Below are 16171 nucleotides of genomic sequence, written 5' to 3' on the forward strand. Positions count from 1 at the left end.
CCCCCTCCCGTCAGTAATCCTTCTCGTAGACCACGCCGAACTTCGTCTCGGAGTTGGCGCCGACGGATGCCGTGCCCTTGAGGTTCTTGGTGATGTCGACCTCGACCTTCGCCCGGCTCTGGTTGGCGCCGATTCCCTGCTCGACACCGACATAGACGCGGTCGCTGACATAGCGGCCGGCCTGCACCGCTCCGCCCTTGCCGTTCTCACCCTGGGTGAAGTCCAGCCGGTCGACGCCCAGGCCGCGGCGCACCTTGTCCAGGATGCCGCCGCCTCCGCCGCCGACTCCCGCCAGCGCCGCCGCGGACTGGGCAAGCTGCACCGCCTCCGCCGCGCTCAGATCGCCCACCGACTTGCCGAAGAGCACGCCGGCCAGCACCTCGTCCTGCGGCAGTCCCTGGGGCGAGGTCAGCTCGATCTTCGGCTGGCGGGCGGTGCCGCTGACCACCACGTCGGCGGTGATGCCGTTGGCGGTCGCCTCGGCCAGCAGGTCGAGCCGCGGGTCGATGGGCTGGGTCCCGTCGAAGTCGAAGATGCCGCGCTTGAACTCGAAATTCTTGGCCAGCAGGTTCAGGCTGCCTTTGAGGATGTTGAAGCGGCCGGTCACCTCCGGCGCCGCAGCCGTTCCCTTGACGCGCAGATTGCCGGCAAGCTCCGCGTCCAGCCCACGGCCGCGGACGAAGATCTGGTTCGGCGCGTTCACCGTCATGTCCAGCGCCAGGACAAAGGGTGTCGCGGCCGGCGGCGCTTCCGCCGGCTGGGGCACGCGGCGGGTGCCGCCGGCGGTGGACACCTGGGTGGTCCCACGGGCGCGACGGCCCTTGCCGACCTCCGTCACCTTCAGGTCGACGACGTTTGCCGGCATGCGGTCGGGCACTTGGATCTCGGCGCGGCGGATGTCCAGCGGCCCCGCCAGCCGGGCGTTGGCGAAGCCGCCGGTCAGGGTCAGGTTCGCCCCGATCTCCGCAGTCACCAGATCGATCTCCACCAGCCGGGCATTGTCGGCCTGGACCGCGATGTCGAGCTGGCGGTCGGCGGGAGCACCCGGACGGATGACACCGCTGGCGCTGATCGCACCACCGTTGCGCGTCCGGCCGCGGAAGCTCTGGATGGTGAAGACGTCACCGTCGCCGACCAGCCTCGCCTCGATGTTGGTGATCACCGCACCCGATGCCCGGTTCTCGTAGCGTCCGTTCGCCAGCACCACCGACCCGCCAAGCGACGGCTTGCCCACCGTCCCGCCGGCCCGCACGTCGAGCTGCAGCGATCCGCGCGCCCGGTCGCCGGAGGCGGCGAGCAGGTCGTTCGCCAGCGACAGATCCACCGTGCCGTTCACCGTCGCCTCAAGCGCCCCATTGGACGGCACGCTGACGGCATAGCTGTCGGGGTTCATCACCAACGGAAGCGCGGCGCTGGCGGTCAGCGTGCCGGCATTCTTCGGCATGGCGATCCGGCTGTTCAGCGACAGCCGGCGGTCGCGCCATTGGGCGTCCAGCGTCGCGTCGATGCCCGGAAGCCCGGCCTGCGTCGTCTGCTGCGCTTTCAACCCGCTGACCCGCAGGGTGGCGTCGGCGCGCGGGTTGCGCAGGGTGCCGCCCAGCGACGCCCGCGCGTTGGCGACGCCGTCCAGCGCCAGCGTCGGGCTCGCCAGCTTCGCCAGGGCGAGCGGCAGGCGGTCGATGGTCAGCTCGCCGCTCAGCCGGTCGCCGTTCAGGCCGAGGTCGGCGGCCAGCCGGGCATTGCCCGACGACAGCCGCAGCTCCTTCACCTCATACCGGCGGTCGGCCAGCAGGATGGTCGCCGGGGCGGTGGTCCGCAGATCCTCTCCGGCATAGCGCGCCTGCAGGCGGTCGAGCCGGATACGCGTCACCTGCCCTTCCCGCGTCAGATTGCCGGCAAGATCGAGCGCAACGGGCTGGGCGCCCGCTCCGGCGGCATTGGCCTGGAAGCCGGCCTTCGCCAGCGACCCATCGAGAGAGGCCGTGACGCTGCGCAGCTCGGTGCCGGCGGCATTGCCGTCGGTCATCTCCACCCGTGCCTTGCCGCTCGGGGTGCCGAGCGCATCGGCCACATCGGCCTTGGCCGTCAGCCGGCGGGCGGTGAGCAGTGGTCCGCCTTCCCCCTCGACCCGCAGATCGCTGGCGTCGGCGGTCAGGTTGGCCGCCTGCTTGCCGCCCTTGCCGTCCAGCGCCAGGGTGAAGCTCGCCCCGCCGCCCAGCGGCATGCCAGCCAAAGCCGACAGGCCGTTCAGGTTGGGCAGCTTGCCCTCCAGCCGCCCGGTCGCGAGCAGCGTGTCGAGCGCCACCTGCGCCTGTCCGGTGATGCGGTTGTTCCCGTTGGCGACGGTCAGCCCGTCAAGCCGCAGCGTCTGCTCCCGCAAGGCATAGCGCCCGTCCACCGACAGCGGCGTCTTGTCCAGGTTGGTCCGCGCCGAAACCGTGCCGTTCGGCGTTGCCGGCAGTCCGGCGGCGGTCGCCTTGACCTCCGTGGCGCCCAGCCGGCGCCCCTGCACCACGAGGTCGCGGGCGGTCAGCGTCGCCTGCGCCTCGATGGCGTCGAGCGGGCCGCGGGCGGTCGCCTCCAGAGTCGCCGCTCCCTCCATGGGTGTGCCGAGCGCGCCGCCCAGCGGCTCCAGCTTCGCCACGGTCAGGGTGGTGCGGGCATCGACCTTGTTGTCGGCCAGCGCCGCGTTGCCGGTCAGCTTGCCGTTGCGGCCATCGACCGTCAGGTCGGTCAGGCGCATGGCGCCGTCCGGCTCCATCCTGGCGGCCAGCGCCAGCGTCGCCTTGTCGCCCAGCACCGCATCGGCAGGCGTGCCGGTGGACAGCCGGTCGAGGCTGCCGGTCAACTCGGCGGTCAGCGTGCCATCTGCCCCGCGCTTCACCGGCCCCGACAGCGCCACCGCACCGGCCAGCGGCCGGCCGGCGAGGCCCGACAGCGGGGCGAGGTCGTCGGCGTTCGCGCCCAGCGTCAGGTCGACCGTCTGGCCCCAGCCGCCGACGGTACCTTTCGCTTCGGCCCGTGCCGCCGCAGCGGTCACCGCCAGCGTCTCCAAGCCGATCCGGCCGCTGCCGGTGTCGAGCTGTGCCTTGGCAACCAGAGTCGTCTCCGGTCCGGTCAGGCGGGACAGCGCCGGATCGTCGGCAGCAAGGTCGCGCAAGGTGGCGTTCACCGCGACGTTCAGCGCACTCAGCGCCCCTTCCGCCGAGCCTTCCACCACGCCTTCGCGCCAGGACAGCGGCACCAGCGGATGCAGGGTGGAGTCCGGCCCGGCCTGCAAGGTCCAGCGCAGGTTCAGGTTCTTGTAATCGGCGGCGACATCGCCGTTCACCGTCGCGTTCGCCGCGGCGACGGTCAGCGCCAGCGGACGCAGGCTGATGGCCCCGGACGGCGCCCGCAGGACGGTCGCGTTCAGCGTCGGGCTGGGGCCGATCAGCGGCACCACCGTATCGCCGGTCAGCCCGGCGATCAGCGGCGCGACGTTGCCGCCGGCCGCCAGCGTCAGTGCATGCCCTTCCGGCCCCTTCTTGATGGTCGCATCGGCATTCAGCGTGCCGGTGGGCGATGCCGCCTCGCCAGCCATGGCGGTCAGCTTGCCCGCCCAATCGTCCAGCGTGCCGTCACCCTTCAGCGTCAGTTCGACCGGCGGCAGGCCGGGAATCGACAGCGCACGGGCCATGACGCCGCCTGCGGGTTCGGACGCATCGACCGACAGGTTCAGCGTGTTCTTGCCGGGGTCGAAGACGGCGACCAGATCGGCCTTGCCCGGCTTGTCGTCGATGCGCGCCACGGACAGGTTGGTGTTCAGCGCTCCGCCACTGTGCTCCAGAGCCAAAGCCCCGGCGATGCGCAGCACCGCCGGCTCGCCAAGCAGCGCCGGCGCCAGCTCCAGCCGCTCCACCACCAGCTTCTTCAGATCGATGTCGACAGGCAGGCTGGGCAGCAGCGGGGCGTTGGGATCGGACGGTGCGGCCGGCTGGGTGCTGACCGGCGCGCGGGTCACCACCACGGACGCCGCCTCCAGCGCGTCGATCCTGGCGCTGCGCAGGAACAGGGCGGACGGCGACATCACCACATGCAGCCTGTCGATGGTCAGCCAGAACTCCCTGGCTGTCGGACAGCGTGACGGTCGCAATGGTGAAATCGGTGGGGATGCTGCCTTCGATGGCGCCCAGCTTCAGATGCATGTCCGGCGATTCTACGGCACCCTCGATCTTCTCGACCAGCCAGTCGCGGGCGGTATCGCCGGCGAACAGCGAGAAGGCCCGAGCGGGCTGCGAGCCGGCCAGCAGGCCGGCAAGGATCGTCAGACCGACCAAGAATAAGCGAACCGCCGTCACACCATGCCCTTTCACCAGCACCATCTTCGTCTCAACCGCAATAAACGCTCATCGTCCCAAAGGATTGGGACGAAAATGCGCCATCAGAACGCCTGACCCAGGCTGAGATACAGCTGCCAGCGCGAATCGCCGCTGGCGGGATTGAGCGGAACGCCGACATCGACGCGCAGCGGGCCGAAGTCGGTGTAGTAGCGCAGCCCCAGTCCGGCGCCGACGCGCAACGGCTCGCTGAAGTCGGGATAGGCCTTGTCATAGACGGTGCCGGCATCGACGAAGGGCACCACGCCGATGCTCTCCGTCACCTTGATGCGCAGTTCCGCCCCGACCTCGAACAGCGACCGGCCGCCGACCGGATCGTCGTAGCGGTCGCGCGGCCCCGCCTTCTGGAAACCGTAGCCGCGCACCGAACCGCCGCCGCCGGCATAGAAGCGGTGATCCGGCGGAATGTCGCTCAGCGACGTGCCGAGGATGCTGCCCAGACCGATCCGGCCCGCGGCGACATAGCGCCCATCCTTGCCGAGATCGTAGTAGGTGGAGCCGTTCAGCAATATCGAGGTGAAGGGCGACTTGGTGTCGCCGCCCACCGGGAACCAGGGCGTCACCTGCAACGACGCCCGCTGGCCGGAGGTCGGGTTCAGCAGATTGTCGGTGCCGTTCCAGGCCGCCCCCAGCGGCACGCCGATGAAGGAGGTCTGATAGGTGGTGTCCTCCGTCCGCACCCGGCCGCGCTCGCCGGCCACGCCATAGCTGACGGTCAGCTGGTCGGTTAAAGGCCGCTCCAGCTTCACCGTCAGTTCGGACGCGACGCGGCTGTAGGCCGGCGGCTGGTCGTTCACCACGGCGAAATTGACCACCAGCGACTGCTTCACCGCCAGGAAGTCGGGCTTGCGGAAGTTGACGCTGAAGCGCAGGTCCGGCAGGTCGTTGCCTTTGCTCGACGTACCGCCGCTTGAGCCGGCGACGCGGCCGACATCGACGCCGACGCGAAGCTGCTCCGCCCCGCCGAACAGGTTGCGGTGGCCCCAATAGGCGTTGGCGCCCACCCCGTCCTGCGTCGAATAGGTGACGCCGCCGCCGATGAAGCGGCGCTTGCGCTCACTGACCGAGACGATGACCGGCGTCACGCCGTCCGGCCCCGGCTCGTCCGCCATCCGCACCCGCACGGTGTCGAAGACCTGGAGGGCGGCGATGTCCTGACGCGCCCGGTCGGTGGCTCCGGGGTCGTAGACCTGCCCCTCCTTCCAGGCGAGACGCCCGCGCACCAGATCCTCGTCGACCTTCTCCAGCCCTTCGACGCGGGTGGCGCCATAACGGGTGAGCGGACCGGGATCGACGCTGTAGGTGACATCCATCGTGCGGTCGGAATGGTCGACCACCACCTCGCGGTCGGGCACCTTGGCGAAGGCATAGCCGCGCTTGCTCAGCCGGCCGACCAGTTCCGATTCGGCGTCCAGCACTTTCTGCGCGATTGCGGGGGCACCGGCGACGAGGCCGAGATCGTCGGTCGCGACCTCCTTCGGCAGGGTAGAAGCACCCGTGGCGTTGGCCGCGCCGCGCACCGTCACCGACTTTATGTGATAGAGCGGCCCCGGCGTCACCGCGACCGTGACCTTGACCGGGGGAGCCTGTCCGCCCGCAGGCAGGGTGCCCGCCGCCGGATCGTCGATGCGGATGTCCAGCTTGGCGTCATAATAGCCGGCGGAGCGCAGCGCCGTCTGCAGACGGTCGCGGTCGCTGTCGGCCCGCCGCTCCAGCCCGATGAGCGAGGGCGGATGGTCGTCCTTCAGCTCCACCAGGGTCGAGGCGTCGCGCAGCGTGCCGCGCAACCCCTCATCCTCGACGCCCGTGATCTCCACCTCATAGGCGATGCCAGCCGGCCTCACCTCCTCGTCCGGCGGCACGGCGTCCGGCAGGGCACCCTCAGGCGGCGCCGCGGGCACGGCGCCGGGGACGCTGTCGGGCGGCGAATCCTGGGCATAGCCGGCGTCGGCCGGGCCCAGCATCAGCAGGGCGGCGACCAACGGTGCGGCGATCGGGGCCTTGAGCGGAGCGGCTGCAATCCTCGTTGCAGCGGCCGCGCGGCGGCGGGAAGCGGAAGCGAAGCGGATCATCGTCCCCAATGTAAGGGCCATTGACGCATGGCTCCATCCCGGAAATTCGCCCTAGACCAAAGGGTACAACGCTTGCGTTTTTGCCACGGATCCATATATTGCGCCGCAACAGTTTCCCCGACAGCGCCCACCGATTTCTTTCGGCGGGCCTTTTTGTTGTTTGTGGCATGACGCTGCTGCGTGTCGGGGGTGCCCTTGCGAGACCGAAGGCTCCATGAATCTCCGTAACGTCGCTATCATCGCCCACGTCGACCACGGCAAGACCACGCTGGTCGATCAGCTCCTCAAGCAGGCCGGCTCGTTCCGCGAGAACCAGCAGGTCGCCGAACGCGCCATGGACTCCAACGACCTGGAGCGTGAGCGCGGCATCACCATCCTGGCCAAGTGCACGTCCGTTCTGTGGAACGACCTGCGCATCAACATCGTCGACACCCCGGGCCACGCCGATTTCGGCGGCGAGGTGGAGCGCATCCTCTCCATGGTCGACGGCGTCGTCCTGCTCTGCGACGCGGCCGAAGGCCCGCTGCCGCAGACCAAGTTCGTGCTGGGCAAGGCCCTGAAGCTCGGCCTGCGTCCCATCGTCGTCATCAACAAGGTGGACCGTCCCGACGGCCGTCCGCACGAGGTGCATGACGAGGTGTTCGACCTGTTCGCCTCGCTCGACGCCTCGAACGAGCAGCTGGACTTCCCGACCCTGTTCGCCTCGGGCCGCAACGGCTGGGCGACCACGGATCTGGAGAACGGCGCCCGCGAGACGCTGACCCCGCTGTTCGAGCTGATCCGCGACCATGTCCCGGCCCCGAAGGTCGAGGAAGACCTGCCCTTCAGCATGCTGGCGACCACGCTGGAAGCGAACCCGTATCTGGGCCGCATCCTGACCGGCCGCATCCTGACCGGTTCGGTCAAGGTCAACATGGCCGTCAAGTCGATGAGCCGCGACGGCAAGCTGATCGAGAACGCCCGCATCAGCAAGGTGCTGGCCTTCCGCGGCCTGGAGCGCGTTCCGGTGGACGAGGCGCATGCCGGCGACATCGTCGCTCTGGCCGGCATGACCAACACCACGGTTGCCGACACCATCTGCGCGCCTGAAGTAGCCGAGCCGCTGTCGGCCCAGCCAATCGACCCGCCGACCCTGGCGATGACCTTCTCGGTCAACGACAGCCCGCTGGCCGGCCGCGAGGGTGACAAGGTCACCAGCCGCATGATCCGCGACCGCCTGTTCCGCGAGGCCGAAGGCAACGTGGCGCTGCGCATCTCCGACACCGAGGGCGGCGACGCCTTCGAGGTGGCCGGCCGCGGCGAACTGCAGCTGGGCATCCTGATCGAGACGATGCGCCGCGAGGGCTACGAGCTGGCGATCAGCCGTCCGCGCGTGCTGTTCAAGACCGATCCGCTGAACGGCCAGCGCCTGGAGCCGATTGAGGAAGTCGTCGTCGACGTCGACGAGGAGTTCTCGGGCACCGTCGTCCAGAAGATGTCGGAGCGCAAGGCCGACCTGATCGAGATGCGCCCGTCGGGCGGCAACAAGACCCGCATCGTCTTCCATGCGCCGTCGCGCGGCCTGATCGGTTATCAGGGCGAGTTCCTGACCGACACCCGCGGCACCGGCATCATGAACCGCCTGTTCCATGGCTACGCCCCGTTCAAGGGCGCCATTGCGGCTCGCCGCACCGGTGTCCTGATCTCCAACAGCGACGGCACCGCGGTGGCTTACGCCCTGTGGAACCTGGAAGATCGCGGCCCGATGCTGATCGATCCGGGCGTGCCGGTCTATCAGGGCATGATTATCGGCGAGCACACCCGCGGCAACGACCTTGAGGTCAATGTCATCAAGGGCAAGCAGCTGACGAACATCCGCACCACCAGCAAGGACGAGGCTGTCCGCCTGACCCCGCCGATCCAGATGACCCTGGAAAAGGCGCTGTCCTACATCTCCGACGACGAGCTGGTGGAAGTGACGCCGAAGTCGATCCGCCTGCGCAAGCGCTACCTCGATCCGAACGAGCGCAAGCGCCACTCGCGCGCCGCCGAAGCCAGCTGATAACCGTTCGCATATAGGTTAGAGTACCGGCGGCGCTTGCCCCCTGACAGGGAGCAGGCGCCGTCTTCTTTTTGCACCCTGATTTTTTGAACCGATGCGAGGATGTTTCCGCATGGCGATGGCGACAGACGCGAAGTCCCCCGGCTCCCCGTCCTTCTCACCCCGCCATCTCTGGGCACGCATCGGCACGACGGGGCTGTTCGCCCTGATCCTCGCGCTGCTGATCGCCCTGCCGATCCTTGCCGTCTTCGTCCAGTCCGCCGGCGTCTCCACCGATCTGTGGGGTCACATGGCGCGGACGGTGCTTCCCGGCTATATCTTCAACACGGTGATCCTGCTGGGCATCGTCGGGATCGTCACGCTGGTGACCGGCGTGGCCTGCGCCTGGACCGTCACCATGCACGACTTCCGCGGACGCGGGGTCCTGCAATGGCTGCTGCTGCTGCCGCTCGCCATGCCGGCCTATGTGCTGGCCTACACCTACACCGACTTCCTGCAATTTGCCGGACCGTTGCAGTCCTTCCTGCGCGCCAGTTTCGGCTGGCGGCGCGGCGACTATTGGTTCCCGGACATCCACACCGCCTGGGGTGCGGGGCTGGTGCTGTCGTCGGTGCTGTATCCTTACGTCTATGTCCTGACCCGCGCCGCCTTCCTCGAACAGTCGGTCTGCGTGCTGGAGGCCAGTCGCACGCTGGGCTGCACTGCCTTCGGCGCCTTCCGCCGCGTCGCATTGCCGCTGGCCCGGCCGGCGCTGGTGGCCGGGGTCGGCTATGCGCTGATGGAGACGCTGGCCGACTTCGGTGCGGTCCGCTATTTCGGCATCGACACCTTCACCGTCGGCATCTACCGCACATGGTTCGCGCTGGGCGATCCGGCCGCGGCGGCGCAGTTGGCGGCCGTCCTGCTGCTGGTGGTGCTGGCGCTGGTCGGGCTGGAACGGCTGTCGCGCGGCAAGATGCGCTTCCACCAGACCACCGGCCGCTACCGCGCCCTGCCCGCCCCGCGCCTGTCGGCCCGCGGCACAACGGTGGCGTGGATCGTTTGCCTGACGCCGGTGCTGTTCGGCTTCCTGCTGCCGGGTGCCGTGCTGATCCGCATGATCCTGCGCGGCGGCATCGAACTGACGCTTGCCCGCTTCACCGACCTGACCGTGAACACCTTCATCCTGGGCGCCAGCGGCGCGGCTCTGGTCGTCGCGGTGGCGCTGATGGTGATCCATGGCGTGCGCCATGACCGCAGCGGCTTCGCCACCGGCGCCGCACGCCTCGCTTCGCTCGGCTATGCCACGCCGGGCACGGTGATCGCCGTCGGCATCCTCATCACCGTCGGTCTGACGCGCGACTGGACCGGTTGGCCGATGGGGGCGATCCTCGGCACCACCATCGCCGGCATCCTCTACGGCTACCTGATCCGCTTCTTCGTCGTCGCCTATGGGCCGCTGGAGTCGGGCTTCGCCAAGATCGGCCCGAATCTGGAAGGGGCGGCGCGCTCGCTCGGGCACACGCCGTTGCAGGTGTTGCGCCGGGTCCATCTGCCGCTGCTGCGCCCCAGCCTGCTGAGCGCCGCCATGCTGGTCTTCGTCGACATCACGAAGGAGCTGCCGGCGACGATGATCCTGCGGCCCTTCAACTTCGACACGCTGGCGATCGAGGCCTTCCGCATGGCCTCAACGGAGCGTTTGGACGATGCCGCCCTGCCCGCCCTGGTGATCGTTCTGGTCGGCCTCGCCCCGGTCATCTATCTCAGCCGCACCATCGCGGCGTCGCGGCCTGGGCACCGCGACTGACCGTCAGACCTCCGTGCGGCTTTCCACCCGCTCTTCGTGACGAGCCTCCGCCGCCGGGATGCCCGTCCGGCACGCCCGCTGCTTTTCGCGTTCCTTCCAGCGGCGAAAGGACTGCTCGTTCCACCAGCCGCGCAGCCGCCCGCCGATATCGATGAGCCGCTGATAGAGCGGCCGGCGGCGGCTGGTCACGCGGGCCGGCTCCAGCGCCAAGCCGACGGAGGTGATGATGTTGTCCTCCATGTCGCGCACGATCAGCTCGACGCCGCCCATGCGTACCCGGTCGCCCAACTCGCAGGAACCGCCGAACTCGTTGCGCAGCAAGTCGCTCAGCGTCAACCGAGCGTTGGGCAGCGACAGCGGCAGCCCGTACATCTCGGCGATCTGCTCTACGGTCGCGTCCGGGCTCAGCACCAGATCGCCGTAGAATTCCCGGTCGTTCTGGTCGAGCGCCCGGCTGCCGCCATAGAGCCTGTCGATCAGGGTCAGCCGATGCTGCGGCGTGAAGAGATAAACATGGTCGCCGGGCTGCAACGGCTTCGCCTTGTGCAGTGGCACCACGGCACCCGAGCGGATGACCAGCGACGGCCTGGCCCAGCGCGGCATGCGCTGCCCCCTGGCCGCCGGGCTCTTGGCGTGGACGGTGTAGGCCACCAGCTCCTGGTCGGCATTGCCGGGAAGCTCCAGTTCCACGCGCTCCACCGGGCCGCGGCGCGGGGGAACGATCAGTTCCAGCGCCCGCGCCATCGTGCCGATGGTCGAGCCCTGCACCAGCAGCGACACCACCACGACGATGAAGGCGGTATTGAAGATCAACTGCCCGTTCTCCAGCCCGCCCAGCACCGGCACCAGCGCCAGCAGGAGCGATACCGCACCGCGCAAGCCGACCCAGGCGATGAAGCTGGTCTCCCGCACCGAGAAGCGGAAGGGCAGCAGGCACATCCACACCGCGGCAGGGCGGGCGACGACGATCAGGACGAAGGCCACACCCAGCGCCGGCAGGATCATCCCGGCGAATTCCCGCGGCGTGGCGAGCAGCCCCAGCATCACGAACATGACGATCTGGCTGAGCCAGGTCAGCCCGGCATGGAAACGCCGCAGCTCAAGCGCACCGCGCAGCTTGACGTTGCCGGCATAGAGCCCGGCGGCATAGACGGCGAGATAGCCGCTGCCGCCCATGACGTTGGTGACGGCGAAGATGAACAGGGCGAAGGTCAGCGTCACCACCGGATTCAGCCCGGCTTCGAAATTCGCCTTGTTGATGAAGGTCACCAGCAGCCAGCCGCCGGCCAGCCCCATCACCCCGCCCAGCGAAAAGGCCAGCACCAGTTCGCCGACGATGGCGATGGGGGACGCCAGACCGTGGGTCGCCGCCTCCACCAGCAGGATGGTCACCATGATGGCGACCGGGTCGTTGCTGCCCGATTCGATTTCCAGGGTGGAGCGGACGCGGTCGCGGAGCGTGATGCCGCCGACGCGCAGCAGGAAGAAGACCGCCGCCGCATCGGTGGAACTGCACGCCGCCCCGACCAGCAGCGCCTCCCCCCAGGCCAGCCCCATCAGGTAATGGGCGGCGATCCCCACCACGCCGGTGGTCACCGCCACCCCGACCGTCGCCAGCGTCATCGCCGGCCAAGCTGCGGCCTTGTAGCTGGCGAGCTTGGTATCGAACCCACTTTCGAATAGGATCACGGCCAGCGCCATCGATCCGATCAGGAAGGCGGAGCCGGCATCGTTGAAGGAGATGTGGCCGATCCCATCCTCGCCGGCCAGCAGGCCGATGCCGAGGAAGATCAGCAGCAGCGGCGCACCGACCCGCAAAGCAAGATAGCTGGTCAGCACACTGACGATCAGCAGGGTCGATCCGATGAGGATGATGTAGCTGACCGCCTCCATAAGCCCCGCACGCCGTTCTTATTGGGCCGCCATCCGGCGGAACTCCTTGATTTTGACGGCAACTCCCCACATCCGCAAGGAGTAGGACCCGGAGGCGGTCATTCGGATAGGCTGTACGCTTACGATACCAGTCTCCAGCTTCCGTCAGCCTGACGGCAGGCCGTGCCGCGCGCGACCTCGGTCCTGCCCTCGATAACGACCGTATGATTGTAGTCGCGGCAGGTCTGGCCGTCGGTGCCCTGATAGGTCCTCACCGGCTGGATGGTGCCGCTGTTGCCGGACTGCGGGTTGTTCCAGGTGATGGTCTGGTTGTTGGCGACCGCGCGCTCCTCCGCGTCCGACGCGCGGTTCTGGTCGGCAGGACTGAAGTGCCGGGCCAGCTGCTGGCCGGCATAGGCGCCGACCAGCGTGCCGATGGCCGTCGTCGCCAGCTTGCCCGCGCCGCCGCCGAAGCGCGAGCCGAGCAGGCCGCCGGCGACGGCGCCACCCAGCGTGCCGACGGTCTCCGACGTGTTCATCCCGCCGATGCCGCCGCCGCTGTTGTTGCCGGTCTGGCAGGCGCCGAGCGACAGAGCCGCGACCGCGGCGATGGCCGTGACGCGCAACCTGTTGGTCATGGTCCGCATGGTGGTTCCCCCGTATCAACGTTTCACGGTTAAAGTCCGGTCAACGCTTATGGAGAGAAGAAGTTCCCCCAAAGAAGCAGGACCAAAAGATCAGGGGGCGATGGAAGCAAAATGCGTTTTCGCGTGTTTAGAGACCGAACAGTCAACACGTGGAGGGTAGTATGATGTCCCGTTTGCGTCTGATCGGTGCGGTGTTCGCGCTCCTTTCCGTCACCGCCTGCTCGACTGGCGGCGTGGTCGGCGGTGCGGCCGGTGCGGCCGGCGGATACGCCGTGGACGGTACCCGCGGCGCCGTGATCGGCGGTCTGGGCGGTGCGGCGCTGGGCACCGCCATCGATCACTAAGACTGGCCGCCAAAAGGCCTCAGTCGCGCACCGGTGCACGCGTCGATTCGCGCGGACCGGTGGCGAAGACGGCGAGCGCGTCGTGCAGTTCCGGCAAGACGCGCTCCACTGCCGCCTCACCCTCGCGGATGCAATCGTCGGCCCGGTCGAACTCGGTCAGCCCGATGTGACCCAGCCGCGGCACGATGTGCACGTCCGGCGGATCGCCGGCAAGCCGTGACCGGGTGATGCGGTCGGTGACGATGCTGAGCGACGAGACCATCACGCCGAACAGGCTCGGCCCCTCATAGTCGCGGCGGAAGATCCGACGCGTCAGGGCGCCGATGCCGCTCGGCGCGCGATGGTCCGGCGTCTCGTCCTCGACCAGCCGCAACAGGTCGAATCCTGCGGCGGTCGGCACGCTCGATCCGGGCTTGCGCGCCTTGCCGAGGATATCGCCGGCCAGATTGACGGCGATCACCATCTGCGCGCCCAGCGCCCGGCAGGCCGACACCGGCACCGGGTTGACCAGCGCACCGTCGATCATCCAGCGCCCGTCGATGGACGCCGGCGGAAACACCCCCGGCAGCGAGAAGGACGCCCGCATGGCGTCGACCAGTTCGCCGCGTTGCAGCCACACCTCGTGGCCGGTCACCAGATCGGTGGTGACGGCGGCATAGGGGCATGGCAGTTCCTCGATCCGCACGTCGCCCAGATGCAGGCGCAATTCGGCCAGCAGCCGGTCGCCGCTGATCAGTCCGCCGCTCTGGCGCAGCCGCAGATCCAGATAGCCGACGATCTTCATCCGGGTCAGCGTGCGCACCCACTCTTCCAGCGTGTCGAGCTTTCCCGCCAGATGGACGCCGCCCACAAGCGCCCCGACCGAGGAACCGCAGACGATGTCGGCCTCGATGCCATAGCGCTTCAGCGCCCGCAGCACCCCGATATGCGCCCAACCGCGCGCCACGCCGCCGCCCAGCGCAAGACCGATGCGCGGACGCCGCGCGCTCCCGCCACCATTGTTACCGGCAGTGTTGACGCCATTGATGCCGCCATTCAGGCTGGTTCCATTCGGCATTGGCCTTCCCCCCATCCCCGGCGGCACCGATGTTCGCCGCCCCGATCGTCAGCATCCTCGTACGGAATCGGTAAAGGAAGCCTGTGACCAGCACCGGCGGCGGCACGTCGACCGGTGGACAAAGCCGAAGCCCATGGGCTAAGCCATCCCCATCGGACAAGATGATCGGATGCGACCGTGACGAACAAGAGCGGCAAGCCCCTGCGCCTGGATGCGGCGACCGAACGGCTGGCGGCCCGGATGTGGCGCGAATGGGTGCGCCCCTATCGCGGCAAGCTGCTGATGTCCTTCGTACTGATGGCGGTGGTGGCGGCGACCACCGGCGCCTATCCGCTGCTGATCGACCGGTCCTATGCCATGTTCTCCGCCCAGGACCGCGGCATGCTGCTGGTGATCCCGCTCGCCATCGTGGCGGTGACGATCATCAAGGGCGTGTCGCTCTATTCCCAGACGGTGGTGACCAGCGACATCGTCCAGCGCATCATCGCCGACGTCCGGCTGGCGATGTTCACGCACCTGCAAACCGCCGACATGGCGCAGCTTCACGCCACGCCCACCGGGTCGCTGACCTCGCGCTTCATCAACGACGTCGATCTGATCCGCAATGCGCTGACCCGGACGCTGACCGGGCTGGTGCGTGACATCCTGACGGTGATCGCGCTCGTCGGGTCGATGTTCTATCTCGACTGGCTGCTGTCGCTGATCGTCTTCATCATCTATCCCATTGCCGCCGTTCCCATCGTGCGGATCGGCAAGCGCCTGCGCCGTGTCTCCCGCGACACCCAGGCGCAGATGGGCGACATGACCTCGCTGCTGACCGAAAGCCTGTCGGGCGCGCGCATGGTCAAGACCTACAACCTCGAAGACTATGAGCGCGCCCGCGCCGGCCGCGCCTTCCACGAGAACTATCTGCTGACGATGAAGGCGGTGCGCGCCCGGTCGCGCATCGACCCGATGATGGAGGTGCTGGGCGGCGTCGCGGTGGCCGGCGTGATCGCCTTCGCCGGCTATCGCATGACGATGGGCGAAGGCTCGGTCGGCGCCTTCTCCGGCTTCGTCGGCGCGCTGCTGATGGCGGCCCAGCCGGTGCGCGCCATCGGCACGCTGAACGCCGCGTTGCAGGAAGGGCTTGCCGCCGCCCAGCGCATCTTCGAGCTGCTGGACCAGCAGCCGACCATCGTCGAGCAGCCGGGCGCCAAGCCGCTCTCCGTCTCCACGGGCGCCGTTGCGCTCCGCGGCGTCCGCTTCTCCTACGAGGCCGGGGCCGACACGCTGAAGGGGATCGACCTCGACGTGCCGGCCGGCAGCACGGTGGCGCTGGTCGGGCGCAGCGGCGCCGGCAAATCGACTGTCTTCAACCTGATCCCCCGCCTCTACGACGTGACGGGGGGCGAGGTGCTGATCGATGGCCAGGATGTCCGCGGCGCCACCCTGCGCAGCCTGCGCGGTGCCGTGTCCATCGTCAGCCAGGACACGGTCCTGTTCAACGACACGGTGCGGGCGAACATCTGCTTCGGCCGGCTCGATGCCGGGATGGATGACGTGATCGCCGCCGCCAAGGCAGCCGCCGCGCACGACTTCGTGTCGAAGCTGCCGGAGGGCTATGACACGGTGATCGGCGACCGCGGCGTGAAGCTGTCGGGCGGCGAGCGCCAGCGTCTGGCGCTGGCCCGCGCCTTCCTGAAGGACGCGCCGATCCTGCTGCTGGACGAGGCGACCAGCGCGCTGGACAGCGAATTGGAACGTCTGGTGCAGGCGGCGCTTGAACGTCTGACGGAGGGGCGCACGACGCTGGTGATCGCCCACCGTCTGGCGACGGTGCGCAATGCCGACCGGATCGTGGTGATGGAAGGCGGCCGCATCATCGAACAGGGCCCGCACGAGGCGCTGCTGGCCGCCGACGGGGCCTATGCCCGGCTGTGCCGGCTGCAATTCGGCGAGGACGAGGTGCGGGCGGGGGCCTGAGGCCTCCC

Annotated in this window: 10 protein-coding genes; 5 read left to right on the top strand and 5 right to left on the bottom strand. The window is 68.7% G+C overall.

Annotated features, from left to right (window positions below; genetic code table 11):
* Positions 1-10 precede the first annotated feature (10 nt).
* Positions 11-4069 carry a translocation/assembly module TamB domain-containing protein gene (locus ACWPN8_RS09885; RefSeq protein ID WP_492240658.1) on the bottom strand — a complete coding sequence of 1353 codons (4059 nt, stop codon included), beginning with the start codon at positions 4067-4069 and terminating at the stop codon, positions 11-13.
* 19 nt (positions 4070-4088) lie between these two features.
* Between ACWPN8_RS09885 and ACWPN8_RS09890 the strand changes: the two genes are divergently transcribed.
* Positions 4089-4325 carry a hypothetical protein gene (locus tag ACWPN8_RS09890; RefSeq protein ID WP_492240659.1) on the top strand — a complete coding sequence of 79 codons (237 nt, stop codon included), beginning with the start codon at positions 4089-4091 and terminating at the stop codon, positions 4323-4325.
* A gap of 98 nt (positions 4326-4423) precedes the next feature.
* On the opposite strand, the gene ACWPN8_RS09895 is transcribed toward ACWPN8_RS09890, so the two are convergent.
* Positions 4424-6472: an autotransporter assembly complex protein TamA gene (locus ACWPN8_RS09895; RefSeq protein WP_247872879.1), complete on the bottom strand. Its 2049-nt coding sequence runs from the start codon at positions 6470-6472 to the stop codon at positions 4424-4426.
* Between the two features lie 193 nt (positions 6473-6665).
* On the opposite strand from ACWPN8_RS09895, the gene typA reads away from it, so the two are divergent.
* Both typA and ACWPN8_RS09905 read left to right on the top strand, forming a co-directional pair.
* Positions 6666-8492, top strand: a complete 1827-nt coding sequence (gene typA, locus ACWPN8_RS09900; protein WP_109096791.1) for a translational GTPase TypA — start codon at positions 6666-6668, stop codon at positions 8490-8492.
* Between the two features lie 112 nt (positions 8493-8604).
* Complete coding sequence (locus ACWPN8_RS09905) at positions 8605-10278, top strand: ABC transporter permease (protein ID WP_492240660.1); 1674 nt, start codon at positions 8605-8607, stop codon at positions 10276-10278.
* Positions 10279-10281: 3 nt separating this feature from the next.
* On the opposite strand, the gene ACWPN8_RS09910 is transcribed toward ACWPN8_RS09905, so the two are convergent.
* Complete coding sequence (locus tag ACWPN8_RS09910; RefSeq protein ID WP_492240661.1) at positions 10282-12171, bottom strand: potassium/proton antiporter; 1890 nt, start codon at positions 12169-12171, stop codon at positions 10282-10284.
* A gap of 119 nt (positions 12172-12290) precedes the next feature.
* On the bottom strand, positions 12291-12788 hold the full coding sequence (locus tag ACWPN8_RS09915) for an RT0821/Lpp0805 family surface protein (protein WP_492240662.1): 498 nt from the start codon (positions 12786-12788) through the stop codon (positions 12291-12293).
* Positions 12789-12958: 170 nt separating this feature from the next.
* Here ACWPN8_RS09915 and ACWPN8_RS09920 point away from each other — a divergent pair, with 170 nt between their 5' ends.
* Complete coding sequence (locus tag ACWPN8_RS09920) at positions 12959-13141, top strand: hypothetical protein (RefSeq protein ID WP_085089555.1); 183 nt, start codon at positions 12959-12961, stop codon at positions 13139-13141.
* A 19-nt stretch (positions 13142-13160) separates the two neighbouring features.
* Here the strand turns inward: ACWPN8_RS09920 and ACWPN8_RS09925 are convergent, their stop codons facing one another.
* On the bottom strand, positions 13161-14198 hold the full coding sequence (locus ACWPN8_RS09925) for a patatin-like phospholipase family protein (RefSeq protein ID WP_492240663.1): 1038 nt from the start codon (positions 14196-14198) through the stop codon (positions 13161-13163).
* Positions 14199-14375: 177 nt separating this feature from the next.
* Here ACWPN8_RS09925 and ACWPN8_RS09930 point away from each other — a divergent pair, with 177 nt between their 5' ends.
* A complete protein-coding gene (locus tag ACWPN8_RS09930; protein ID WP_492240664.1) occupies positions 14376-16163 on the top strand; it encodes an ABC transporter ATP-binding protein in 1788 nt (595 codons plus the stop codon).
* The last annotated feature ends 8 nt before the right edge of the window (positions 16164-16171 follow it).

The sequence above is a fragment of the Azospirillum sp. UENF 112521 genome (assembly GCF_058780665.1).